Below are 22,873 nucleotides of genomic sequence, written 5' to 3'. Positions count from 1 at the left end.
CCCAGAATTGATCCTGACATGTGTGTCTGGGTCTCAACCACGACAAACAGTATTAATAAGAGTACACTCGTAAGTCGTCGAGAGTTCGGTCTGCACCGCAGGAAAGCAATGCCTGACGATCAGCGTGAGAAATATACCAATCTTCTTCACGAAGCTGGCAAGGGATGGAAGCGCCGAGACCTCCTCACTTCGGAGATGGTCGGCGAGATCTGGAGACGTTTGACCTTGGCAATACGGTTCTGCATCCGATCACGCTCATGAACTCGGAAGAAACCTAACGCACCACATCTGAGCCCTACTACCAGCTGAATGTCGGCAACAAATGCGCGATGGGGAATAACGAAGCGCTAGGGCCGCAAGGTGACAACAGGGCACCTCTTAACAATATAGGCGGCGGAGTACTTTGCCGGCCTCGTAGTGGTCAGGAGTCAGATCCTGTTGTTGTTCCCGACGCCTTGGGTGGACCTGATATCTGGCTTGACCCGAAGGTTCCGGAAATACTGTTCCTGTCCGATGCGTTGGCACAAGGCCTCAAGGACGCGGGTGTCGATGACGGCTGGGGTTTGGTACGCTGTGCGGTGGGTTACCTCTGATCCCCTTCATCTGGAATTCCGCGCATTGCGGTTCCTTCTTCCACACGAATGCCCTAGTGTCCGCTGCAAATGAACACACGCACGAGGGCCCATGTCGCGTTTTGATGGATATTTCCTGCGGCAATTGCTGATTCTGTTTGGCTTTTTCACCCTTGTGCTGGTCGGTGTGTTCTGGATCACCCGGTCTGTCAGCTTGTTTGACCGCGTGATCAGTGGTGGTCAGTCGGCACTGGTGTTTCTTGAATTCACCGCGCTGACCCTGCCAACCCTGATCCGCACGGTCATGCCCATGGCGGTGTTCGCTGCGGCCGTGTACGCCACCAACCGCCTCAGCCGCGAAAGTGAGCTGACGGTGATGTTGGCCACAGGCTCAAGCCCCCGCAGGCTGGCCCGCGCCGTTGTTCTCTTTGGGGCGATTACCGGGCTGATGATGGCGTCCATCAGTGTTTTCCTGCGCCCTGCATCGGTCGAGCAGCTGGAAATCCGGCAAGCTGAGGTTGCAGGGGATGTGACCGCCCAACTGCTGAATGAAGGCGAGTTTCTGCACCCCGCAGAAGGTGTCACCGTATATATCGGCAGGATCGATCTGGATGGGACGCTGCATGAGGTGTTCGTCTCGGATCGGCGCAACCCTGAAAACGCCGTCAGCTATTCCAGCGCGACCGCATATCTGGTTAACAACGACACCGGCATTCACCTTGTCATGGTCGACGGCGTAGCGCTGCGCTTGACCAAAGAGGGCAGGCGGTTGTCCTCGACCCTGTTTCAGGATGCGTCGTACGACATTTCGGAGTTGACCAGCACAAGCCCTATGGCCCAACGCAGCCTGGAGGCCATCCCAACCATCGAGCTGGTCCAAAACCGGGATGAGATTTTTGCCACCGAAGGGTATAGTGAGGGCAAACTGGTCGAAGAACTGCACCAGCGGTTTTCTTGGATCGCTATCTGCATCGCTGTTGCTCTGGCCGGGTACTCAACACTGATGCTGGGCAGCTTTTCCCGGTTTGGACTCTGGCCTCAAATCCTGGGGGCCTTCACCATTCTGGTGCTGCTCGAAGGTGTGCGCGGGTTTGTTTCCCCTGTTGTGATCGATGATCCTAAGCTTTGGATCCTGCTCTATTTGCCCGCCATCATGGGTGTGCTGATTTCGGGCGTCTTCCTGCTGATCGCGGGCCGCCCGATCCTGCGCAAACGGGCGCGACCGGACAAGGTGGCGCCCGCACCTGCCTAGCTACGCAGATCGACCAAACAGCTGCGAAGGTCATCGAATTCCGGCTGGTCGCTGCGGGCGACCAGAAACATAGGCAAGGGCAGGGCGATGCCGTCTACAACCCGTTCCAGATCACCTGAGATCAGATGGTCCGAAATGACGTAATCGGGAAAGTAGCCGCATCCGCCCCTATTTAGAACATAGCGCAATGCCATCATGCAGTTGCCCAGAAACAGGGTTTGACCGGACGCTCGCCGCGCAGCGGATCTGACATGGTCCTGATAGATTTCGCCCAACTCCAGATTGACGAAAACCAAGTCATCGTCAGTGATTTCCTTCTGTGGTGTCTGCACCAATGACAAAACTTCGGGGTCCAACTCGCACCATGTGACGCGTCGGTCCGTGGGCTTTTCATGGGTAATCGCTGCATCCAGAACATAGGTCGCCACTGCCTCGACCATGTTCAGATCGTGATCGTAGTTCAGCGTCAGCAGCAGCTTGTCAAAGCGTTGTTCAAAGCGCACGGCGAGATCCACCAACAATGGGTCCCATATGCTGAGTTGACCACCCAGGCGCAGAGCCGGGCGGTTTTGGGTCTGCTCAGGCAAATCGCGCGAGGCAAAGGTCCAGAGGGATAGCATCTGTTCGGCATAGGGTTTGAATTGCCGCCCGAATTCGGTCAGCGTCGTGCCCCCGGCGCCGCGTGTAAACAGGGGCCTGCCGGTTTCCTCTTCGATCAGGCGAATACGCGCGCTGACGGCTGTCTGGGTCACATTCAGCTTTCGGGCCGCCGCGTGGAAACCACCCGTTTCGGCAACACACAGAAAGGTTTCAAGAGCTTTGATTTGCATGGCGAGAGTATTTTTTGATCGAACTGATAAAATCAATTCATTTTTTTGAGCAACAGAGTTGCGGTATCCTACAGATCAGGAAACACGCCAAAGGATCAGTCATGCTAGACAAAAGCCACAAACCCACCTGGACCAGTTTTGAAGAGGCGACCAAGGCCGACTGGGACGCCGTATTGGAGTATGAGGAAGCGTATAATGCTGCCCTGCCTGACCGTATCCTCGACGCTATTCGGTCATTGGATGAAGAGTGGACACCCTACCCGGTGAACCGCTATCAGCATAGCCTGCAGGCTGCGACCCGTGCTTATGAGGACGGTGCGGACGAAGAACTGGTTGTCGCTGCCCTGATCCATGACACTGGGGATATCCTGTCGCCTTACAACCACGGCGAGCTGTCAGCGGCAATGATGAAGCCCTATGTCAGCGAGAAAACCTATTGGATTCTCAAGCATCACTGCGTGTTTCAGGGGTACTACTACAACCATCACCTTGGCGGTGACCGCAACGCTCGCGACAAGTACCGCGACAGCCCCTATTGGGAGGACTGCCGCTATTTCTGCCACGAATACGATCAGAAAGCGTTCGACCCGGACTATCCGACCAAACCGCTGGAGTTCTTCGAGCCCATGCTGCGCCGTGTATTGAACAAAGGCGAGGGCCACATGGAACTGAACGAAACCTCTGACGCTTAACAGGCAGCCATCAGGCGATAGACGATCTGCGCGGCGGTGAAGTCCCAAGCGGCATTGCCGTCCGGGGCCAGCTCGACCACGTCGAAGCCCACACATTTGCGGCCTTTCAGGGCATGTTCGACCAGACGCAGGGCCTGATAGTAGCCCAACCCGCCGGGGACGGGCGTACCGGTGGCAGGCATTAGTGACGGGTCCAGGCCGTCGACGTCAAAACTGACATAGACCAGCTCGGGGAAATCTTCGGGCAGGTCGACCGCGTGGACATTGCCGGTGACGAGTTCCTCGGCATCCACGTGAAAGACATGGTTTTTCAAACGGCTTTTGGCTTCTTCCGTTGAAAAGGCTCTGACGCCGAACTGAGCCAGACGGATGCCTTCCTCGGCCAGCAAGTGCATGACCGAGGCGTGAGAGTGTTTCTCGCCCTGATAGGCGTTGCGCAGGTCGGCATGGGCGTCGATCTGGACGATGCCGATGGGTTGGTTCAGGGCCCGTGATACGCCCAATACCGCGCCATAACTGAGCGAGTGCTCTCCGCCCAAGATCACGGGCACTTTGCCTTCACGGGCGGCAGCTTCGGTGCGTTGGGCGAGGCGTTCCATGATGTCAGACAGGGCGGCGTCGCAATCCAGGGCCTCTTCGGTGAAAATGCCTTCCACGCAGGGTTCCGCGTGGCCGGTGATGCGTTCTAGCTCATTGCTGGCCTCAATGATCGCCTCTGGGCCCTTTGCAGTGCCTGATCCGTATGAAACGGTGCGCTCCAACGGGACGGGGATGACGCGGAACCGGGCATCCTCGGTGCGTTCGGATGCGGTCAGTTCACTGTCCAGGAAAATGCTCATGAGAGTCTGTCCTTAAAGTCGTCATAGCCGAATTGTTTGATGATCTTCAAATCGTCCGTTTCGCTGTTCCAAAGCGCGATTGTCGGCAGGGGAACACCGTTGAACGTGTTGGTTTTGACCATCGAATAATGCGCCTGATCGAGGAACGCAAAACGCTGGCCAATTCCCAGTGGTTTTTCCCATGTGTAATCGCCGATCACGTCACCGGCCAGACAGGACGGGCCGCCAAGACGGTAGGTGTGTCCAGCCACGGCCTCTTCCACCAGGGCGGGGCGATAGGGGGCCTCGATCACGTCGGGCATGTGGCATGTGGCCGAGATGTCAGTGATTGCGAGGTTCATGCCGTTGGTCGGCAGGTCGAGGATTTCTCCGACCAGAATGCCCGCATCCAGTGCGACGGCCTCACCGGGTTCGAGGTAGACATCGATGCCATAGGTCTCGCGGATGTTTTTGATGAAAGTCACCAGCCCGTCGCGGTCATAGTCGTCGCGGGTGATGTGATGCCCGCCTCCGAAGTTCAGCCATTTGAGCTGGCCGATATAGGGGGTAAGTTTGGGTTCCACTGCGGCCCAAGTGCGTTGCAAAGGCTCGAACCCCTGTTCGCAGAGCGTATGCATGTGCAGGCCGTCAACACCGACTAAGGCATCGTCGGCCAGATGGCTGACCGGCGTCCCGAGACGTGAACACGGTGCGCAGGGATCGTATTTTGGAATCTCGCCCTCGGAATGTTCCGGGTTGATGCGCAGTCCGACTTGCACGTCCGCATCCTGAGCCTTCGCAAGAAACCGGTCCTTTTGCACCGGAGAGTTGAAGATGATGTGGTCCGACAGGGACAGGATTTCATCGATGTCAGCGTCTTTGTATCCGGCGCAAAAGGTTGCGACCTCGCCACCGTATTCCTCACGGCCCAGGCGTGCTTCGTAGATACCGGACGCGCAGGTGCCGCCTAGGTGCTGGCGTACCAGCGGGGCGAGTGAGAACATCGAGAACGCTTTCAGAGCACTTAGAACATTCGCACCCGAGCGTGTACCAACATCCGCGAGGATGCGCAGATTGCGTTCAACAGCTTTTTCGTCGACCACGAAGCAAGGGGAAGGAACGCGATTGAGGTCGAAGTTGCGGAAAGCTCCGGCGTCACCGGCCTGCGTGGTCATCATGTCGGACATAACCGGCGTCTCCGTTTTTTGAGAGGCCGGGGGCGTTGCCCCCCGGACCCCCGAGGTATTTTAAATCAGAAGAAGCTAAATCGGATCAGAATTCGACAGGGCCGTCGAGTTCGTGGACCTGCCAAGGAAGGCCGTGATTGTTCAGCATGTCCATGAAGTCGTCCGGGTCTAGCTGTTCCATGTTCCACACGCCGGGCTCGCGCCAGTTGCCCTTCAGCAGCTGTGCTGCACCGATCATGGCGGGGACGCCGGTGGTGTAGCTGACCGCCTGCGATCCAACCTCGGCATAGCATTCCTCGTGGTCGCAGATGTTGTAGATGTAATAGGTCTTCTCGCCCGAACCGTCCTTTGCTTGGCCTGTGGCGATGTCACCGATGCAGGCTTTGCCTTTGGTCTCTGCGCCCAGATCGCCAGGATCGGGCAGCAGGGTTTTCAGGAACTGGATCGGGATGATCTCCTTGCCGTCATGCATCACCGGGTCGATGCGGGTCATACCCACATTCTCCAGCACCTTGGCATGGGTGATGTAGGCGTCACCGAAGGTCATCCAGAAACGGGCGCGCTCGATCTCGGGGAAATGGGTCGAAAGCGACTCCAGTTCCTCGTGATACATCAGGTACATGTTCTTGGGGCCGATGGCGGGGAAGTCGTATTCGACCTTATGGGTCATGGCGGGCGAGTGTTTCCATTCGCCGTTTTCCCAGTGACGCACTTCGGCCAGCACTTCGCGCAGGTTGATCTCAGGGTTGAAGTTGGTGGCAAACTCCTGATCGTTGGACCCGCCATTGGCGTCCAGAACGTCGATCTGACGGATCGTGTCCAGCTTGTGTTTCTTCAACCACTTGGCAAAGACACTGGTCACACCCGGATCGAAGCCCGAGCCGAGGATGGCGGTCAGGCCCGCCTCTTTGAACCGCTCCTGATAGGCCCATTGCCAGTGATACTCGAACTTGGCCTCATCCTCGGGCTCATAGTTCGCGGTGTCGAGATAGTGGATACCGGCCTCGAGGCAGGCGTCCATCAACACCAGATCCTGATAGGGCAGGGCGAGGTTTACAAGGATTTCCGCTCCGGTTTCCTTGATCAGCTTAACCGTGTCTTCGACCTTGTAGGCGTCCAGCTCGGCGGTCGCGATATCAACGCCTACACGCTCTTTCACCGCTTTGGCGATGGCGTCGCATTTCGACTTGGTGCGGCTGGCCAGGGTGATCTCGGTAAAGATGTCCGAATTCATCGCCATCTTGTGCACGGCGGCGTGCGATACGCCGCCTGCGCCGACAACCAGTGTTTTGCCCATGGGGTGATCTCCTCTCACAGGGGGTTATTCGTAATAGGTGTAGCCGTTGATCGAGTCGCGATAAGCGCTCATCAGGGTTTTGCGGTCCTTGGCTTTAAGAGTACCGGTCGAGATCGCCTCGTCCACCATTTTGCGGAAGGCGGCGACGCAATCCTGCGGATCGAATTCGACATAAGACAGGACCTGGCTGATCGTGTCGCCCTCTTGTTCGTGCAGCAGGTCAAAGCCGCCGTCTGCACGCAGGTCGATGGTAACGACATTGGTGTCACCGAACAGGTTGTGTAGATCGCCTAGCGTTTCCTGATAGGCGCCGACGAAAAACACTCCCATCAGGTATTCTTGATCCTCGGGTAGGGAATGCACCGGCAGGCTGGGTGAAACGCCGTCGGCCAGAATGAACCGGTCGATCTTGCCATCGCTGTCGCAGGTGATGTCGGACAGAACTGCGCGGCGGTCCGGGGCTTGGTTCAGGCCTTGCAGCGGCACAATCGGGTGCAATTGGTCAATGGCCCAGACATCAGGCAGCGATTGGAATAGCGAGAAATTGCAGTGATAGATATCGGCCACTTTCTCAAGCTGGTCGTCCACGTCTGTGTCCATATCATCACTGGCGGCAAGGGCTTTGACCCTAGCCATAAGAGACAGATATATCCGTTCCGCCCGCGCCATCTGGCGCAGATCGACATTGCCGCGACGGAACAGCGCGCGCAGCTCGTTGCGGTAAAAGTTTGCGTCGTTCCAGCATTCTTGTAAACGTTCGGTGCTGAGATACCCGTTGATCGCGGCAAGGTCCGAGACCAGATGGTGATCGTCCGCTTCGACCTCGGGGCCATTCGGCGCGTCATACAATGTGCTTTCCAGCACGTTGAACACCAGCATGGACGAGGTTGCGACCACAGCCCGCCCGCTTTCGGTGACCAGCGTGGGATGGTCGATCTCGGCCTCGTCCATCGCGTAGGCGACAGTTTCGACCACGTTGGCGCAGTATTCCTCGACCGTGTAGTTGATCGAGTTCTCAGCGGCCTTCTTTTCACCGGTATAATCCACGCCCATACCACCGCCGAGATCCAGATGGGTCAGCGGCACACCTTCGCGGGTCAGTTCGGTGTAATACCGGCAGGCCTCACCCACAGCGCGGCGCACGTCGTTGACGTCCTGTACCTGAGAGCCCAGATGCGAATGCTGCAACTTAAGGCAATGCAGCAGACCGGCCACTTTCAACTTGTCCACCGTGGCCACCAATTGATCGGTGTTCATGCCAAAGGCGGATCGGTCCCCCGAGCTTTCTTCCCACTTGCCGCTAATCTGGTTGGTCAACTTCACGCGCACGCCGATCAAGGGCTCGATACCCAGTTCGTCATACACCTCGATCACCGTGTCCGCCTCTTTCGGGCTTTCCAGAACGATGACAGTGTTGAACCCGATCTTGCGACTGAGGATCGCCAGTTGGATGAACTCGGCGTCTTTTACACCGTTGCACACGATCAGTGCCTCGGGGGCCAGACGATGGGCTAATGCCAACACCAGTTCGGGTTTTGATCCGGCCTCAAGCCCATAGTTGTATTTCTTCCCGAATTCGACGATTCGGTCGACCACCTGCGCCTGCTGGTTCACCTTGATCGGGAAGACACCGCGATATGGACCCTTGTACCCCACACGCGCGATAGCCTCGCGGAAGCTTTCGTTCAGATGCGCGATCTCGTGTTCCAGATAAGAGGCAACACGCAAAACCATGGGGGCCTTGATGCCCCGGTCATCCAGATCGCTGAGAATACCCGTCAGGCTGATCGCCGCCGCCTCGGGCGCCATAGGGTTGCGCAGACCGATCTCGCCCTGATCCGTCACCTCGATGAGGCCTTTGCCCCATTTTTCAACTCCGTAGATGGAATGCGGTGCGTCGGGCGTCTGTTTCAATCAAGTCAGTCCTTAACTTAGGGTGCCAGTTTTGCGCCCGCCAATACGGCAGCAATTTGATTCTTCCAAGTGTAAACTATGTGACGACGAAAACCGAGTTTTACGCAGGACGGCGGACCGGGATCAGATGGTTGTCCCACTGGCACTTTGCACGGGTGCGGATCGCAGGGGAAGCGTCTGTCAACGCGCCAAACAGGCCGGTTCCGGTGGTAAAAACCAACCCGTCTGTCCCGGCGCCCAGGCCGCAGACATCCTCCAATACAAAGGCCTTCGTAAAGCTCCCGCTGGCGACGTCGAACTGATGCAGTGCATTGCCGCGCGGGCAGGTGATGGCGATGACCCCTCCGTTTGCCGAAAAGGCGACACTGCCCGCATAGCCCTGCAACGTGCTTTGATCCTCGTCGGGGGCTGACAGCAGACGCGGGTCTTCGCCCCGATGGTGCAGGCCCAGCAGGGGCGGATGTTCCGACGTGCTTCCCTGCCACTGCATGGCAAAACCCACCAGCCCGTCCTGCCGCACGGCCAGATGCCGGATTGAGTTCTTGTGCAGGTCGCGCGGCAAGGAAACCCGATCCTGAACTGTGCCCGAAAGGCTCAGATAGGTCAGTTTAGGGTCCATTACCGGCAGGTTCAGCTTGGTGCGTCCGGTTTCGGGATGCGTTTCGATCCCGCCATTGGCAATCACCAGCGTTTGCTCGTCGGGCATCAGGCGCATGTCATGCGGTCCGACGCCGCCCGAAGAAAACTCTCCTGTCCGTGCAAAGTTCTGCGCGTCCCAGACGCTGATGACGCCGGTCCCGGCCTCATAGTCATTCTCGGTCGCGAAGAAAGTCGCACCATCCGCCGAGAACGTGCCATGGCCATAGAAATGGCGACCGTCGGGGGCAGTGAGTTGCGCAATCTGCGCGCCGGTGGCGCAATCAACGACAACGGCAAATGTACCGGGGCGGCGGGCAAAGGCGACGGCCTGCGCTTTGAACGGGTGCGCTGCGGCGGCATGTCCACGAGCGGGCAAGGGCACCGAGAACAGGGTTTCGCCTTGTTCATCCAGCCCCGCCAGCCGGTGTGAGCCATCGGGAAACAGCCCCGCCGCCAGAAAGTCAGGTGCACCAACTGAAGCCCATCCGCGGATTGGCGAGAGGGTGGCTGCGGCTAGACCGGCAAGGAAGTGGCGGCGCGACGGCATGGATCAATCCCCGTCCAGCGAATTAAAGCCCGCGCTGATCCCCAGTGTCGGGCCAAGCTCGGTTGAGGCAATGGCGCGGATGTCTTGTACAGATTGCTGCAAGGCTTCAATGCGGAACCGGGCTTGGGGTTCTGCAACTCCGGCCAACGCCGGGTCGTCAATGGATTGGGCGTTCTCGATGGCGCGGGCAAAGGCAGCGTCCAGATCAGCGGCAATTTCGGGATGGTCAAAAGACAACCGTGCCGCCAGATCACGCAGGGCGATCAGCGACAGTTCCACATGACGCAGCGATCGCCCGGACCGACGTGCTTCGGCCCGGTTTGGGCGGGGGCGATCGAAGGTGCCCAAAGGGCGTCCCAACCGGGTATCGGCGGTGAACTCAAGACCCGTGGTCAGGGCTTTGAACAGCTCCTGCATCGCCTCATCCTGTGTTCGGTAGCGGCTGCCTTCTCCGGGCCGGGTCAGGCTTGGGGCATAGCTCTGCCAGTCTTCGGCCATCGCTTGCGCGCTGGCATCGATATCCGCCGTAATCGCCTGAACCAGTGCACAGCGATATTCAGCTTTGCCCTGCTCTGCAATAACGGGGTCGAAAAGCATCCGCTCGAGCGCAAAGAACCCACGCCCTGCAATGGACGTTTCGGAGTAAGCCTCAGGGCTTTGCACGGCGTCATCCTCAATCGCGATATGCTGGGACAGGGCCTTAGAGGTGAACCCTTTCGTGTCGGGCCAGAAAGCCATGGCAAAAGCACGATCATCGACCTCGGTCGGCCCAAACCGCAGATGGCTGGCGGAAATCCAGCTGTCAAAAGCGTCATCATATGCTGCACGCAACGCAGGCGAGGTTGGGGTGCAATCCACCAGCGCCGCGCTGACCAGCGCTCCGGTCGTTTCCGGCAGCTTTGCGAACCGGGGCAGGATATGCGTCTCAGCCACATCCATCAGGATCGGCGCACGATCCTGTGCCAGTGAAGCTACGGGCATTATCAACGCGGCGATTAGGGGCAGGTAACGCATGGGTCAAAGGCTCTCCAGAAAACGGATCAGGGCGTCGCGGTCCGTTTTTGGCAGCGACACAACGATGTCCCGCGCCGCCTGTGCCTCACCGCCATGCCACAGGATCGCCTCTAGCAGATTGCGCGCCCGTCCGTCATGCAGGAATTGTGTGTGGCCCGATACACGCTCTGTCAGACCAATACCCCACAAGGGCGGTGTGCGCCATTCACGGCCCGTCGCGCGGGCCTCGGGGCGATTGTCGGCCAAACCGTCGCCCATGTCGTGAAGCAGCAGGTCGGTATAGGGCCAAATCAGCTGGAAACTGTGTTCGGGGCGATCTTCCATGCGGTGGGTGACATGCGACGGCGTATGGCAGGATGCGCAGCCGGTCGTGTGAAACACCTCTTTCCCGCGCAGCACCTCGGGATCGTCCACGTTACGGCGACCGGGCACACCCAGATTGCGACTGTAGAAGTCCACCAGATCCATGCCCTGCTGATCGATCTCGAACCCGCGCACGTCATTGTCGCCATGCGGGGCCTCAACGCAGTTCACCTGCAAATCGGTGCAATCGCCGTGCGAAGCCGGATAGAGCGGGTTGGAAATGCCGATATCCCCGGCAAAGGCCGCAGCCGATTGTTCCATGATCGTCGGCATCCCGGCCTTGTACCCAAACCGGCCCATCATCGGTGCGCCGTATTCCACGGACCAAACGATGTTTGGACGGCCCGAAATGCCATCCCCATCCGCATCGTCAGGATCAGCATTTACCAACAGATCCTCGACCGGGATCGCCTCTAGCAGGCCAAGCCCGATCATTTGAGGCGCGACCCTTGGGCTGAGCATTGCGTCCGGGTGCAGCGGGCCGTAGCCCAGATCGGCCGCCTGATAGGTCGGACTCCGCAACGTTGCGGTTTCGCCATCTGACAACTCTATCGGGATTTCCTCGTACGAAATATCCAGTCGATATTCTGCAGGATGTCCTGCCAGTGCAAAATCCTGCATCTGTCCGCCATAATTGGGCTCGGGTAGGGTGGCGATGTAATCTGCGATCTCGGCATAGCCATCTTCCAGCGTGCCGGGAATCGAGACCCGAAGGAACATCGAGATCGCGTTGTCATCGTGCCCGTTCGGCGTATGCCCGCGCCCGTCCTTGATATGGCAACGCTGGCACGAGCGTGCGTTATAAAGCGGCCCCAATCCGTCAGAGGCCAGCGTTGATGACGGGGACGAGACCCAGATTTTCTTGAACAGCCCGTTGCCGACCTTGAAATCCAGCTCCTGATCGAAACTCAGATTGCCCGAGGGTTGCGAAAACGCATCGGCGTCATTGCGCACCCGGACTGTCGCGGCCCCGGCAGAGAGGTCTTCGAACGACTGCGGCGCGCTGAAATCCTGCGGTGGCGCCGTCACAACGGCAATTCGAGCGCGCTCATCATCGGTGCGGGGGGTGATGTTCAAATGCAGATCCTGCAGCTCGGCTGACAGGGAAGGGGTGGCCGCAAGGGCGGCCACCGACAGGGCAAAAAGGCTACTCGCCTTCGTCCATTTTCGATGCGTTAAGTTGCGCATAATTGGCTTCGCCGATCCTTTCGTACAGGTCGAGCTGCGTTTCGAGGAAGTCGATATGCCCCTCTTCATCGGACATCAACTGCTCGAACAGCGACATTGAGACATAGTCGCCGGCCTCCCGACAATATTCGCGCGCTTCCTTGTACAAGGCCCTTGCATCGATCTCGGCCGCAAGATCGCATTCCAGCGTTTCCTTGGGCGTCTGCCCGATCCGCAGCGGGTCCAGTTTCTGAAGGTTGGGGTGACCTTCCAAAAAGATGATCCGTTCGATCAGCTTGTCCGCGTGGCCCATCTCTTCGATGCTTTCCTCGCGGCTTTTCTTGGCCATGTGGCCAAGGCCCCAGTCTTCCTGCAACCGGTAGTGCAACCAGTACTGACTGACTGCAGTCAGTTCATGCCGCAGAGATTTGTTGAGATATTCGATGACCTTTGGATCGCCCTTCATCTGCTTTCTCCTGTGATGCTCCGGCGCGTAAGGCGCGGAGCTGCATCGGTATTTCCAGATTATCGCTTGCCCGCATTGTGTCTAGGAAAAGAGGCATACACCCGCCACAATCCGCCGACTTTCCAAGAGTATGGTAGATTTTGCCGGGGGTGATGATTGTCCGCGGATCCGCTGTGCGCATCCAGTCGATGGCCGCGCGGATGTCGTGATCTGATATGTTTGTGCAGTGGCAGACAATCATTGTTGTTGGCTCTGTCTCGCGCCCCGATGGGGGATCAGGAGGGTTTGAAGGGGCCGGAGAGTCGCTCTCCCCGGCCCGGTCTGAGATTACTGGAAGACGGCGTTGGGGTTATCCAGGCTGTCCGAACCTTCGAACGCGATCCCGTCCAGTTCCAGCGCGGTCACGATGCGTTCGATTGTCTTGGTCTGATCCACCAGACCGTTGACGCCACCCATGATCAGGGCCTCGCCACCTTCGTTGCCACGTTCCAGCATCTGGTCGTAAGCAAATCCTGCCTCGGCGGTCGATTTGATGTTACCCAGGGCCTGCATGGTGGCGGCCAGCTTCGCTTTCATCTCGGCATCCAGCGCCGGATCGGTCGCGATAACCAGATCGGCGAGCGATGCGCCCGAAACCGGGGTGCCATCGATGCGGGTATAGCTGCCCAGATAGACGTTCTGGATGCCCAGACCGTCATAGTAATGGCTGTTATGGGTGTTGTCCGAGAAGCAGTCATGCTCTTCCTCGGGGTCATTCAGCATCAGGCCCAGACGCATCCGTTCACCAGCCTGCTCACCATAAGACAGTGATCCCATGCCGGTCAGGATCGCACTGACACCTGCTGCTTCGTTCTCCATCAGTGCCGCGCGGGCCGCACCGCCTTCTTTCCACTGATCCGCCATCCAGGCCAGATCGCTAACCAGCAGTTCGGTGGCGGCACTCAGATATTGACCGCGACGGTCACAATGGCCGCCAGTACAGTCGTCACCCTGCGCATAATCGGTGGCCGGACGGTTGCCCGCACCTGCGGCGTGGCCGTTCATGTCCTGACCCCACAGCAGGAACTCAATCGCGTGATAGCCGGTCGCCACGTTGGCTTCGATGCCATCGGCCTCGTGCAGCGTGTCGCTCAGCAGCTCGGGAGTAATTTCGCTGGCGTCGATGGTCTCACCTGACAGCTCGAAGCTGGGGTTGGCGATGACGTTCAAAACGGCGAATTCGTTTTCGTCAGTGGCGCCGCCATAGGTCGCATCCACATAATCGATCAGGCCTTCGTCCAGCGGCCAGGCATTCACTTTGCCTTCCCAGTCATCAACGATGGCATTGCCGAAACGGTAGACCTCGGTCTGCTGATAGGGCACGCGCGCCGCGATCCAGGCTGCTCGGGCCGCAGTCAGCGTGGCGTCTGACGGATCGGCGATCAGTGCATCGACGGCTGCTTGCAAACGCTGCGCTGCAATCAGGCTGTCTTCAAATTTGGCCTCGGCAATATTGGCATATGTGTCCAGAACGTCGGCCTTCGACGGGACATCTTTGGCAAATGCGGCGGTTGTTGCGCAAAGAGCCAGAGTGCTGGCCGCTGCAAAAAACTTGGTCATGGAAGGTGGTACTTTCCTGTCTGATCGTGCGGGAATGTCCCGCTTTTGTTGTGGCGAAATATCTGAGTGAAAAAGTCGACAATGTCAACCTGAGTTTTATTGTCAGGTTAAGGGTGAAACAAAGAGCGGCCGACCTCCCCATATCTGGCGGGGTCGAAACAGGTTGTTGAGATTGCGCGGCAGTTGATTCGCGCTAGAATCAACAACGTGATTCTGTTTGTGGTGTTCGGTTAATGAAGTGTGCAGTTTTGACCATGTCCCTGTTTCCTGCCGTTCTTGCGGCGCAAGCGACGCAGATTGTTACGCCTCATAACCATGGTTCGGGCCAGTTGGATTTCGTGCTGTCTGAAACCGGGTTTTCTCTGACGCTCAAGGTCCCGAGCATGGATATCGTAGGGTTTGAGGCTCCGGCCGCCAGCGATGACGAGCGCACGCAAGTTGCTATTGCGATTTCCGAGCTGTCCAAGCCCTTGAACCTGTTCGTCGTGCCGTCCGAAGCGATGTGCTTCACCACGTCCGCCAATGTGATTCTAACTCATGAGATAACAGATCAAGGCACAGCTGGTGATGCCTCCAAAGGCGTGTCTGACGAAAGTCACGCAGAGTTTCAGGCAGACTACGTCATTCAGTGTCAGGACCTCAGCGCGGTGAACAGCTTGGATCTTGCCTATTTCGAGCGTTTCAGCGGAACGGAAAAGCTGACTGTCCGCATTGCATCCAATGGGACAACACAATTCCATGAGACCACGCGCGCCACACCCCGTTTATCCTTACCGTAAACGTAAAGACGACCGCACCCGGTATCGAAGTGTTTCAATGGTCAGGAAGCGAAGCGTTTTCGTAGATGATCGAATGCAGAGACAGAAGGACCTCGGAGTTGCAGGCCACGATCATCGCTTGGTGAAACCCTCAGTCATATCGCGCGTGTAGGTTTCGCAATTTATCGTTTTCCTAAGGTGGATGACTGCGCATACCTGTCAAAGACGATGGTGACATGGTCGCGCCAATCTCTGATCTGGAAGAAACGGTGGGGATACGGTTTGCAGATGGACAGCGAAGTACCCTTGCAAACCGCAACAATAAAGCATGCGGACGGGATAAGCATCGTGATCCGCGATGCCATCAAGCAGATCAATGCTAAAGATTACCCGCCATCTGAAGTTGATCCTTTGAGGCTGAATTTTACGAGCGACAAAGTCTTGGAGATAATGGGAAAAAGGCAGGCCTTGGTGGCAATGTCGGATGGCTTTGTTATTGGGACTGGAGCCCTCCAAGGCACCGAAGTGAAATCGGTTTTCGTTTCTCCAGATTGGAAGGGTAAAGGCATTGGCATTGCTTTGATGATAGAGCTGGAAGAGCATGCTGTTTGTTTCGTTCACGCCGTTCAGTAAATCAAGTTGAGCATCAGCAAGGAAACCACCAAGAACAGAATTGTCATGACGCCTCCGGATCGCACAAAGTCCATTACCTTATAACCCGCCGGTCCCATAACGAGCGCGTTTACCTGATGGGTCGGGATGATGAAGCTGTTCGAGGTCGAGATTGCCACTGTTAGCGCAAAGGCGGCTGGGTTTCCGCCTGCGGCTACGGCAATCGAAACGGCAAGGGGCACGAGCAGTACAGTGGCCCCGACATTTGACATAACCAGTGAAAATGCAGTGGCCAATATCGCGACACCGGCTTGAAGCGCCCAAATCGGCCAACCGTTCAAAATGAACATGATTTGCTGGGCAATCCAAGCTGCGGTGCCGGTGTTTTGCACTGCTTGTCCGAGAGGTATGAGGCAAGCCAGCAGAAACACTGTGTTCCATCCGACCGCTCGATACGCCTCATCGACACTGAGTACACGCGTGAGCATCATTCCGGCTGCGCCTGTCAAAAGGCAAAGGGACAAGCGAACGTCGGTAAACAGTATCAGCGCCAACGAAATAGCGAAAAAGGCTAGAGCCCACCCGACCTTCTGAGGCCGTAATTCATCCTGTGGAAAATCCGTTGTCACGACCACAAAGTCAGGATCGCGTTTGATCCGCATTAGGTTGTCCCACCTTGTATGTGCAACAAGCATGTCACCCGCGTGAAATTCTTCGAGCCCGATTTGAGTGGACTGGTGCGTTTCAGTCTCGACATGGCTGAGCGTTTCTTCACCGCGATGAATAGCAAGCAGCGACATGCCGTATGTCTTGCGAAACAAAAGCTCGCGGGGGCATTTACCGATCAGCTTGCTGTCAGGTGTCACGACGACTTCGGCTATTCCGGCATTGGTTGGTGCAAACTCTTCTACGAAGATATCCAGTTCAGGAAGAACAGTCAGACCGAATTTCTCTGCAAACTGTTCGGCAACCAAGCGATTTCCTATGATGGCAAGCCTGCAAGGAGCAGCAATCTCGGCTGTCAGGACCTGTACCATAGACGTTTTTCCGCGATAAAACGTGGATATAATGTAGAGATGGTTTTCGTGGTTTATGTCAGCCAGAATCTGCCCAACCAGTGGGCTTTTTTCTGGCACGATCACCTCGAAAACATCCGCCTGCAACCCGTAAACCCGTCGCAGGTATTCCTGCGTACCTTGCCCTGTGCCAAGATTGTCAGACCCGGTATCTCGAGGCAGAACCCAGCGCCCAAGTAGAAGAAAATACCCGATCCCGGTTAGGATCAAAACCGCACCGATTGGCGTCACCGAGAACAGACCGAAAGGTTCAATTTTCTGACCTTCAGGCAGCCCTTCGTTTGCAGTTTGGACCAGGTCATTCAGCAAGATCAGCGGTGATGAGCCGACCATAGTCATCGTGCCGCCAAGAATGGCGCAAAATCCCATGGGCATCAGTAGGCGGGACAGGGGAATTCCGGATCTTGAGGAAATGCGGCTGACGACCGGCAGAAACAATGCAGCTGCCCCGACATTTTGCATGAATGATGAAATAACCCCGACCGTCCCTGAAACGATCGGCAACACCCGGTTTTCGGCCGTGCCACCATATTTGAGAATGACCGCAGCAACTTTGTTCATGATGCCAGTTTTGTCCAAACCGGCACCGACGATCATGACTGCGATGATAGAAATAACGGCATTCGACGCGAACCCATCGAATAGGTGCGTGACATCTGCCAGGTTCTCAAGCCCCGGCGCGTAGCTGAGAAGGCCAACGAGGACCAGAACCAATATGGCGGAGAGGTCAATTCTGACAATTTCTGAAACGAATAGAAAGACGGTGAAGGCCAACAAAGCGCAAACCACTCCCATCTCAAACGTAAAGGTAACTTGTTCCACGGAGTTCACCGAGACTTTGTTTTTTGTTTAAAGTAAACACCTAGACTATCGCGCTTACCCTGTCATGATGTTTCGATTTTCATTGAGACAGCGCAACAAAGTTTCAAGGCATGTCAAGCAAAGACTATGCCGTAAAGTTGTTATCGATCTCAAAATTGACGGCGCAATTTCAAAAAATTGCGATCCGACGCCTGTGCCGCGCGAAACTTGATTTACGTGAATTGAACGCGGATTTATGTCTCCAACCGGGTGTGATTTCACTGTTCGCAACGACCCGCTAGGCTTATCTTTAGACGCCTCCATTCAGGTAGTTGGCTAACCCACAATGGCACATCGAGACCAGTGGGGGCGTCTACTCCTTCTGAACCGTTTAAATCTTTCACGCATTGATACCGGACACGGTCAAGCTGCCTTTGATTAGTCACTTGCGAACGCCTGCTTTGTCCCGCTCAGCCGACCTTGATGCGGTCAGAATCGACTCTATGACCTACCGAAACCGTCAGATGACCGGTCTGAGCCTATTGGCGACATTTTTTCGCCTCGCGTTCCCGACGCTCAAACAGCTTTGCGGTTGGATGATGGCCGGCTAAAGTGGAGTTACGGACGAGGGAGAAGTCCAATGCAGACAGTTCATACAGAACGTCACCGCGATTATCTTGGCCCGGTCACGAATACCGACATTTGGGATGAATTTCAGCTGCGGCCCAACGACGTGATTGTTTGCACGCCCCCAAAATGCGGCACGACATGGACGTTGAATATCGTCATGATGCTGATACATGGCAGGGTCGTTCCGGATGCCGGCAACAGAGAAGAAGCACCTTGGCTCGATTGTGGATTTCGCGACCGAAAAGCAATCGCCGCCAAGCAAGCCAGCTTGACGCGTAGGCGCTGCCTCAAAAGCCATACACCCATGGACGGCATCTCATATGGTTTAGAGCCAACCTATATCGTTGTGTATCGTCATCCGATCGATGCCCATTTCTCCTTTCGGAGCCACGTTGAGAACATGAAAGACGCTGGTCCCCTTTTAGAGATGTTCCCTGATGATATCCTGGCAGGTTTCAACAGATTTGTTGAGGGACCAGTGACCGATACGGGCACAGATGATCTTACAGTGCACTCCATTATACGTCACTACCAGCAGGCAAGAGCGCGTGAGGGCAAGGGGAACGTGCATTTCTTCCATTACGCCGATCTGAGCAAAGACCTGCACGGACAGATTGCGCGGCTTGCTCGAATTTTGGAAATCGATCTGCCACCGGAAACTCTGACTGCGCTGACAGAGGCAAATACGTTTGCCAATATGCGCAAGGTAGTCGAAGCCAGCGAAAGACGCTTTCACAAAGATTCACCCTTCGTGGACCAAGCGAAGTTCTTTGCTTCCGGCACATCCAACAAGTGGGAAGGCCGCCTTAGTGACAATGAACTCGCACGCTATCAGGAACGTTGCGCTTCGCTCCTGTCGCCCGAGGACGCTGCCTGGTTGAACTGGGGGGATCAGCGAGAACCGTGAGGCTGTCGTCATTTGCTTTGACGCCTCGGTTATTCACAAACGCTTAACAGAAACTTCGTCCCGCTCAGCATTGTTATGAAACGCGGCCAGCGAATGGCAGCTCCGTCCGCGTAGCCGCTGTCTAAGACTACAAAGTGCTGCCCTTTGAGCCAAGTCCGCTTCCTGTGCATTGCCTCAGTCATTGAGGCCCAGTGCTGCATTCTTATCGAAGGTTTGCATTGTTGCGTAAAGACCGGATATTGAATCAGATTTCAGCCAATAGTCGCGCTGCTGTCTGCCAATAGACGCACCGCGCCATACCCGCCGATGCAATTGTGAATGTGAGATTAAATGGTACAGATATCCAAGACGAAACACAATTCACTAGGTCCCCGCGCCAACGCAGATAGGGGACAAAAGATGCCAGATACCACATTCGGACCCAAAGGCTGGATGCCCGAGCGCCTCGACGACCTCTCCGGCAAGACCTACCTCATCACGGGTGCCAACGCCGGTGCCGGGTTCCAGGCCGCGCGGGCGCTCTTAAAAAAGAACGCCAAGGTCATGATGTTGAACCGCTCGGTTGAGAAGTCTCAGGTAGCTGTTGCGGACCTGAAAAGTGAGTTCGGCAGCGAGGCGGAAGTGACCTTCATTCGCATGGATCTGGCCTCGCTGGCAAACGTACGCGAAGCTGCGGACGAGGTTCTGAATTCCGTTCCCCGGATCGATGCGCTCATCTGCAATGCTGCCATTGCGCAGGTGCCAACCCGCAAGCTGACAGAGGATGGGTTCGAGAGCCAGCTCGGCACCAACCATTACGGTCACTTCCTACTCTGTTGTCTTCTGTTTGAGCGGATCGAAGCCTCGAAAGGTCGGATCGTTGTTGTCGCCAGTCTCGGCTACAACATGGGTCTGAAGACGATCAAGTTCGACGACATGAACTGGGAAGAGGGCTACGGGCCAAACACTGCCTACTCGCAAAGCAAGCTGGCGCAAATGATGTTCGCTTATGAATTACAGGACAGGCTTGCCGCCGCAAGGCGCACCGAGGTCGAAGTCTATGTCTGCCATCCCGGCTCGTCGGCAACGTCACTTATCAGCACAAGTGGCAGCCGGACGATGCGGTTCATCTGGTGGCTCATGACCAAAACACCGATGGTTCAAACGGCCGAGCAAGGGTCCTATCCCGAAGTCATGTGCGCCACTGAAGAGAATTTGACCGAACAACGCGCGCTCTACGGCCCAACAGGCCGCTTTGAAGCCGTTGGCCCGGTCGGCAAGGGTACATTGAACCCACACGCGTATGACAAACCGGTCATGACAAGGCTTTGGGAGGTGACTGAACAAGAAATAGGCTTGAAGTGGGAGATTTGATCCAACGGGTCCCGTGCGGCTGGTGATGCTTCACCCACCATCGGAAATTCGTGCACCGCGCAGCATTTAGTAGAATGGGCTCGAAGCAGACATTCGCTGCACTCGGTGCGGACGACTGCTATGCGGACAAAGCTGACGTTCCCTTTGGAAGGCTATGTGTCCGCTTGGCTGAGAGACAACAAGTTTTATTTCAAAGTCGCATACTCATCTCATGCCATGCCATTCCTCCGTGGTCGGAGGCAGACCGCCTCAGATAACCATAGCCGAGCTTTTCATAGAGTGGCACATGATGCTCTTTGCACATCAGATGGATCGCCTCCTTGTTCATCTGCTGCATCCGCCTAACAAACTCATCCATCAGAGACCTTGAATAGCCCTTGCCTTGTTCGGTCGGGTCTACGACGACGGACATGATGACCACATTGGGAGCGTCAGGGTCGTGGCCGATAAGCTCCTTGAAGTCCTCGTCAGACATCTCAACCTCATGAGCGCATCCGCAGTTGATGAAGCCCACAACCGTTCCATCCACTTCGAGGATTAGAAAGCCATCGGGGTAGGTCTCAATCCGTTTGCAGATTTTGGCGTGTGTCGCAGCCTCTTCACCTTCGTAGGCGGAGATCTCGATTTCAAAGCAGCGATCCGCATCGGCGGTTTGGGCATTTCTAAAATTGCGGATACAAATCTCCCATGTGTCTTAGAGAGATATAGCCCAAGAAACCCGAAGCTGTCTTGCGGCCAGCAAAGCGTATCGATAACCAGCCAAAGGCGCGAATTGCAGCCTCAGCCGATTTTGGCTCGAACTGTTCATCTGACGGCTTCAGCAGGTTATAGGGTCGGTTTAGGCGGCACCAAGGTCCAGAAAACGGGACAAAATTGCCAGTCGCAGCACGCGCATAATCACTAAGAGTTTGCAAAAGTCAGCGGCGAACGGACGAAATGATGACGGACGGAGCCGGGACCAGAAAATCGCCATTGCGTTTAATACCTTGTGAGCGAGTACGTGCCGCCAAATCAGAGCGAATTGCATCTCGTTTTGTGACTGGCTGCGCTCCCAAAAGTGATGCTGCGCGAACGGCACCTGATCAAAGGCATCAAACAAGTCTTCAGGTTGCTGCAGATACAGTTCTGAGGGCACGTCGATCAACTGAACCTCTGCAAATCCCGCTTTGGTGACCATAGGTTCAGCAGCTGAGCGGTCCACAAGCATATGGGCATCAGGTCCGAAGGGCAATGTGACCGAGGGGTCGCCCAGGCGTCCAACCGCATCGAACAACCAACCGAATGCACCATCAGGTCCTTTCCCTCTCCAAACTGAAAACGCGATACGCCCGCCCGGCCTCAATACTCTTGCCGCTTCCGCCAAACCACGTTCAGGATCGGGAAAGTGCGGTACGCCAAAACCAATAGTGACAGCGTCAAAACTGTTATCGGCAAAGTCCATTGACATCGCATCTCCTTGGACAAAGGAAGCGTCCGGCACAGCTGATTGAGCAAGGGAGATCATAGCCGCAGAAAAGTCGAGTCCAGTTACAGAAGCGCCTCTTGCCGAAAGTTCCGCAGCGACAACACCATGCCCGGTGCATAGATCAAGAACCGTTGAATTAGATCCAGCCGAAACCGCATCCGAAAGCCTTTGCGCAACAACGAGCGTAGCTCGGTCGAACCCATCTGCATAACCCTTGGCGATAGCTGGATTGGCCCAGCCTTCGCGCTCCATCTTTTCAAAATCATTGAGGTCGGTCATCCATCCTCCAAATCAGGTCAACGTAGCACCAACAGTTTTCTGAAGCCAATGGAAGCACTCTTGGCGCTGAACGACACCCTCCCGACAATCGCGCTAAGACGTCTGCTGTAGGGCTCGGCGCTGTCATTCCCTCAATCGCGACGGATGTCTGCTCTGCGGACAAAGCGGCTGCTGTTAATGGAACGCTGTCGCTCTTGACTGAACCAAAAGACGTTGCTTTCCAGACAACGCCAGCGCCAGTTCGGGCTGGCTAATCATAAGCTTGATGCTTGAGGTAAAGAGACAAAAAATGACAAACAAATGACCCCGCAAACTGCGGGACCACTAAGGGTTTGACAAGAAGGCAACTCAGCTTTTTGAGGTTGAGCAACGGCCTGAGTTAGCTGGCAAGTGCAAGGTTGCACTTACGACCTTCTTCCATAGCCTTCTTCGTTCCGGTTAGGTCCACAATGAAATTTGCAGACTTCTTTGGAAATGCGATCAAGGTCTGCCCTTCGGCCACGGCAGTCGCCATATTTGCGTCCTTCACAACGATATAGCCACCAGAGTAGTCATCCGCTAGTTTCTTGCTTTTAATGCCTTTTGCACGTCCTTCATACACGAAGTCGTCAATTGCTATTTCTATTTTTTGACGA

20 protein-coding genes and 1 pseudogene are annotated in these 22,873 nt (G+C 56.2%); 6 read left to right on the top strand and 15 right to left on the bottom strand.

From position 1 onward, the window contains the following. Positions 1–684: 684 nt before the first annotated feature. On the top strand, positions 685–1,824 hold the full coding sequence (gene lptF / locus ALB80_RS14060) for an LPS export ABC transporter permease LptF (RefSeq protein WP_050604722.1): 1,140 nt from the start codon (positions 685–687) through the stop codon (positions 1,822–1,824). On the opposite strand, the gene ALB80_RS14055 is transcribed toward lptF, so the two are convergent. Further along, entirely contained in the window at positions 1,821–2,654 is an 834-nt protein-coding gene (locus ALB80_RS14055) for a LysR family transcriptional regulator (RefSeq protein WP_050604721.1), read from the bottom strand. The two genes, lptF and ALB80_RS14055, sit on opposite strands and share 4 nt — an antisense overlap. A gap of 101 nt (positions 2,655–2,755) precedes the next feature. Here ALB80_RS14055 and ALB80_RS14050 point away from each other — a divergent pair, with 101 nt between their 5' ends. Beyond that, positions 2,756–3,346 (top strand): HD domain-containing protein, encoded by a 591-nt coding sequence (locus ALB80_RS14050; protein ID WP_050604869.1) that lies wholly within the window; start codon positions 2,756–2,758, stop codon positions 3,344–3,346. On the opposite strand, the gene speB is transcribed toward ALB80_RS14050, so the two are convergent. The 10 genes from speB to ALB80_RS14005 all read right to left on the bottom strand — a co-directional run bounded on the left by speB (position 3,343) and on the right by ALB80_RS14005 (position 14,357). Beyond that, complete coding sequence (speB, locus tag ALB80_RS14045; RefSeq protein WP_050604720.1) at positions 3,343–4,185, bottom strand: agmatinase; 843 nt, start codon at positions 4,183–4,185, stop codon at positions 3,343–3,345. The genes ALB80_RS14050 and speB overlap by 4 nt on opposite strands. Then, positions 4,182–5,351, bottom strand: coding sequence for a carboxynorspermidine decarboxylase (nspC, locus tag ALB80_RS14040; protein ID WP_050604719.1), 1,170 nt, complete (start codon positions 5,349–5,351; stop codon positions 4,182–4,184). The genes speB and nspC overlap by 4 nt, the downstream gene beginning before the upstream one ends. An 85-nt stretch (positions 5,352–5,436) precedes the next feature. Next, a complete protein-coding gene (locus tag ALB80_RS14035) occupies positions 5,437–6,648 on the bottom strand; it encodes a saccharopine dehydrogenase family protein (RefSeq protein WP_050604718.1) in 1,212 nt (403 codons plus the stop codon). A 24-nt stretch (positions 6,649–6,672) separates the two neighbouring features. After that, positions 6,673–8,562 (bottom strand): biosynthetic arginine decarboxylase, encoded by a 1,890-nt coding sequence (gene speA, locus ALB80_RS14030; protein ID WP_050604717.1) that lies wholly within the window; start codon positions 8,560–8,562, stop codon positions 6,673–6,675. Positions 8,563–8,662: 100 nt separating this feature from the next. Beyond that, a complete protein-coding gene (locus ALB80_RS14025; protein WP_050604716.1) occupies positions 8,663–9,748 on the bottom strand; it encodes a DUF1513 domain-containing protein in 1,086 nt (361 codons plus the stop codon). Between the two features lie 3 nt (positions 9,749–9,751). After that, positions 9,752–10,762 carry an imelysin family protein gene (locus tag ALB80_RS14020; RefSeq protein WP_050604715.1) on the bottom strand — a complete coding sequence of 337 codons (1,011 nt, stop codon included), beginning with the start codon at positions 10,760–10,762 and terminating at the stop codon, positions 9,752–9,754. Between the two features lie 3 nt (positions 10,763–10,765). Further along, positions 10,766–12,313, bottom strand: coding sequence for a di-heme oxidoredictase family protein (locus ALB80_RS14015; protein ID WP_172677896.1), 1,548 nt, complete (start codon positions 12,311–12,313; stop codon positions 10,766–10,768). Continuing rightward, positions 12,273–12,758, bottom strand: coding sequence for a bacterioferritin (gene bfr / locus ALB80_RS14010; RefSeq protein ID WP_050604713.1), 486 nt, complete (start codon positions 12,756–12,758; stop codon positions 12,273–12,275). The genes ALB80_RS14015 and bfr overlap by 41 nt, the downstream gene beginning before the upstream one ends. Next, positions 12,706–12,999, bottom strand: coding sequence for a bacterioferritin-associated ferredoxin (locus ALB80_RS21895; protein WP_083445315.1), 294 nt, complete (start codon positions 12,997–12,999; stop codon positions 12,706–12,708). Before ALB80_RS21895 ends, bfr begins: the two co-directional genes overlap by 53 nt. Before the next feature lie 86 nt (positions 13,000–13,085). Next, on the bottom strand, positions 13,086–14,357 hold the full coding sequence (locus tag ALB80_RS14005) for an imelysin family protein (protein WP_050604712.1): 1,272 nt from the start codon (positions 14,355–14,357) through the stop codon (positions 13,086–13,088). A 254-nt stretch (positions 14,358–14,611) separates the two neighbouring features. Between ALB80_RS14005 and ALB80_RS14000 the strand changes: the two genes are divergently transcribed. Continuing rightward, entirely contained in the window at positions 14,612–15,136 is a 525-nt protein-coding gene (locus ALB80_RS14000) for a DUF2796 domain-containing protein (RefSeq protein ID WP_172677895.1), read from the top strand. Between the two features lie 267 nt (positions 15,137–15,403). Beyond that, the gene (locus ALB80_RS13995) at positions 15,404–15,748 is read left to right on the top strand and encodes a GNAT family N-acetyltransferase (RefSeq protein WP_172677894.1); all 345 of its coding nucleotides are present in this window, start codon (positions 15,404–15,406) and stop codon (positions 15,746–15,748) included. Here ALB80_RS13995 and ALB80_RS13990 read toward each other — a convergent pair. After that, complete coding sequence (locus ALB80_RS13990; protein ID WP_371255991.1) at positions 15,742–17,625, bottom strand: SLC13 family permease; 1,884 nt, start codon at positions 17,623–17,625, stop codon at positions 15,742–15,744. The two genes, ALB80_RS13995 and ALB80_RS13990, sit on opposite strands and share 7 nt — an antisense overlap. A 619-nt stretch (positions 17,626–18,244) precedes the next feature. Between ALB80_RS13990 and ALB80_RS13985 the strand changes: the two genes are divergently transcribed. Beyond that, entirely contained in the window at positions 18,245–19,141 is an 897-nt protein-coding gene (locus ALB80_RS13985; protein ID WP_050604708.1) for a sulfotransferase domain-containing protein, read from the top strand. A gap of 399 nt (positions 19,142–19,540) precedes the next feature. Then, positions 19,541–20,494, top strand: a complete 954-nt coding sequence (locus ALB80_RS13980) for an SDR family oxidoreductase (RefSeq protein ID WP_050604707.1) — start codon at positions 19,541–19,543, stop codon at positions 20,492–20,494. Positions 20,495–20,684: 190 nt separating this feature from the next. Here the strand turns inward: ALB80_RS13980 and ALB80_RS13975 are convergent, their stop codons facing one another. The 3 genes and pseudogenes from ALB80_RS13975 to ALB80_RS22420 all read right to left on the bottom strand — a co-directional run. Then, positions 20,685–21,170: a GNAT family N-acetyltransferase gene (locus ALB80_RS13975; RefSeq protein ID WP_216597684.1), complete on the bottom strand. Its 486-nt coding sequence runs from the start codon at positions 21,168–21,170 to the stop codon at positions 20,685–20,687. Positions 21,171–21,332: 162 nt separating this feature from the next. Next, positions 21,333–22,211, bottom strand: a complete 879-nt coding sequence (locus tag ALB80_RS13970) for a class I SAM-dependent methyltransferase (protein WP_216597683.1) — start codon at positions 22,209–22,211, stop codon at positions 21,333–21,335. A gap of 406 nt (positions 22,212–22,617) precedes the next feature. Continuing rightward, positions 22,618–22,873 (bottom strand): annotated as a pseudogene (locus ALB80_RS22420) (hypothetical protein); the annotation flags it as partial.

This window comes from Ruegeria sp. 6PALISEP08, assembly GCF_001238295.1.
Lineage (GTDB): Bacteria > Pseudomonadota > Alphaproteobacteria > Rhodobacterales > Rhodobacteraceae > Ruegeria.
This window is presented reverse-complemented; position numbering and strand designations above follow the sequence as displayed.

Coding starts and splice junctions, on each gene's coding strand:
- speB (WP_050604720.1), bottom strand. CDS start 4,185: ATGAGCATTTTCCTGGACAGTGAACTGACCGCATCCGAACGCACCGAG.
- ALB80_RS14025 (WP_050604716.1), bottom strand. CDS start 9,748: ATGCCGTCGCGCCGCCACTTCCTTGCCGGTCTAGCCGCAGCCACCCTC.
- ALB80_RS14020 (WP_050604715.1), bottom strand. CDS start 10,762: ATGCGTTACCTGCCCCTAATCGCCGCGTTGATAATGCCCGTAGCTTCA.
- ALB80_RS14005 (WP_050604712.1), bottom strand. CDS start 14,357: ATGACCAAGTTTTTTGCAGCGGCCAGCACTCTGGCTCTTTGCGCAACA.
- ALB80_RS14055 (WP_050604721.1), bottom strand. CDS start 2,654: ATGCAAATCAAAGCTCTTGAAACCTTTCTGTGTGTTGCCGAAACGGGT.
- ALB80_RS13970 (WP_216597683.1), bottom strand. CDS start 22,211: ATGGAGCGCGAAGGCTGGGCCAATCCAGCTATCGCCAAGGGTTATGCA.
- ALB80_RS14000 (WP_172677895.1), top strand. CDS start 14,612: ATGTCCCTGTTTCCTGCCGTTCTTGCGGCGCAAGCGACGCAGATTGTT.
- ALB80_RS13995 (WP_172677894.1), top strand. CDS start 15,404: ATGGACAGCGAAGTACCCTTGCAAACCGCAACAATAAAGCATGCGGAC.
- ALB80_RS14035 (WP_050604718.1), bottom strand. CDS start 6,648: ATGGGCAAAACACTGGTTGTCGGCGCAGGCGGCGTATCGCACGCCGCC.
- lptF (WP_050604722.1), top strand. CDS start 685: ATGTCGCGTTTTGATGGATATTTCCTGCGGCAATTGCTGATTCTGTTT.
- ALB80_RS13980 (WP_050604707.1), top strand. CDS start 19,541: ATGCCAGATACCACATTCGGACCCAAAGGCTGGATGCCCGAGCGCCTC.
- ALB80_RS14050 (WP_050604869.1), top strand. CDS start 2,756: ATGCTAGACAAAAGCCACAAACCCACCTGGACCAGTTTTGAAGAGGCG.
- nspC (WP_050604719.1), bottom strand. CDS start 5,351: ATGTCCGACATGATGACCACGCAGGCCGGTGACGCCGGAGCTTTCCGC.
- ALB80_RS13985 (WP_050604708.1), top strand. CDS start 18,245: ATGCAGACAGTTCATACAGAACGTCACCGCGATTATCTTGGCCCGGTC.
- ALB80_RS14015 (WP_172677896.1), bottom strand. CDS start 12,313: ATGCGCAACTTAACGCATCGAAAATGGACGAAGGCGAGTAGCCTTTTT.
- bfr (WP_050604713.1), bottom strand. CDS start 12,758: ATGAAGGGCGATCCAAAGGTCATCGAATATCTCAACAAATCTCTGCGG.
- ALB80_RS21895 (WP_083445315.1), bottom strand. CDS start 12,999: ATGATTGTCTGCCACTGCACAAACATATCAGATCACGACATCCGCGCG.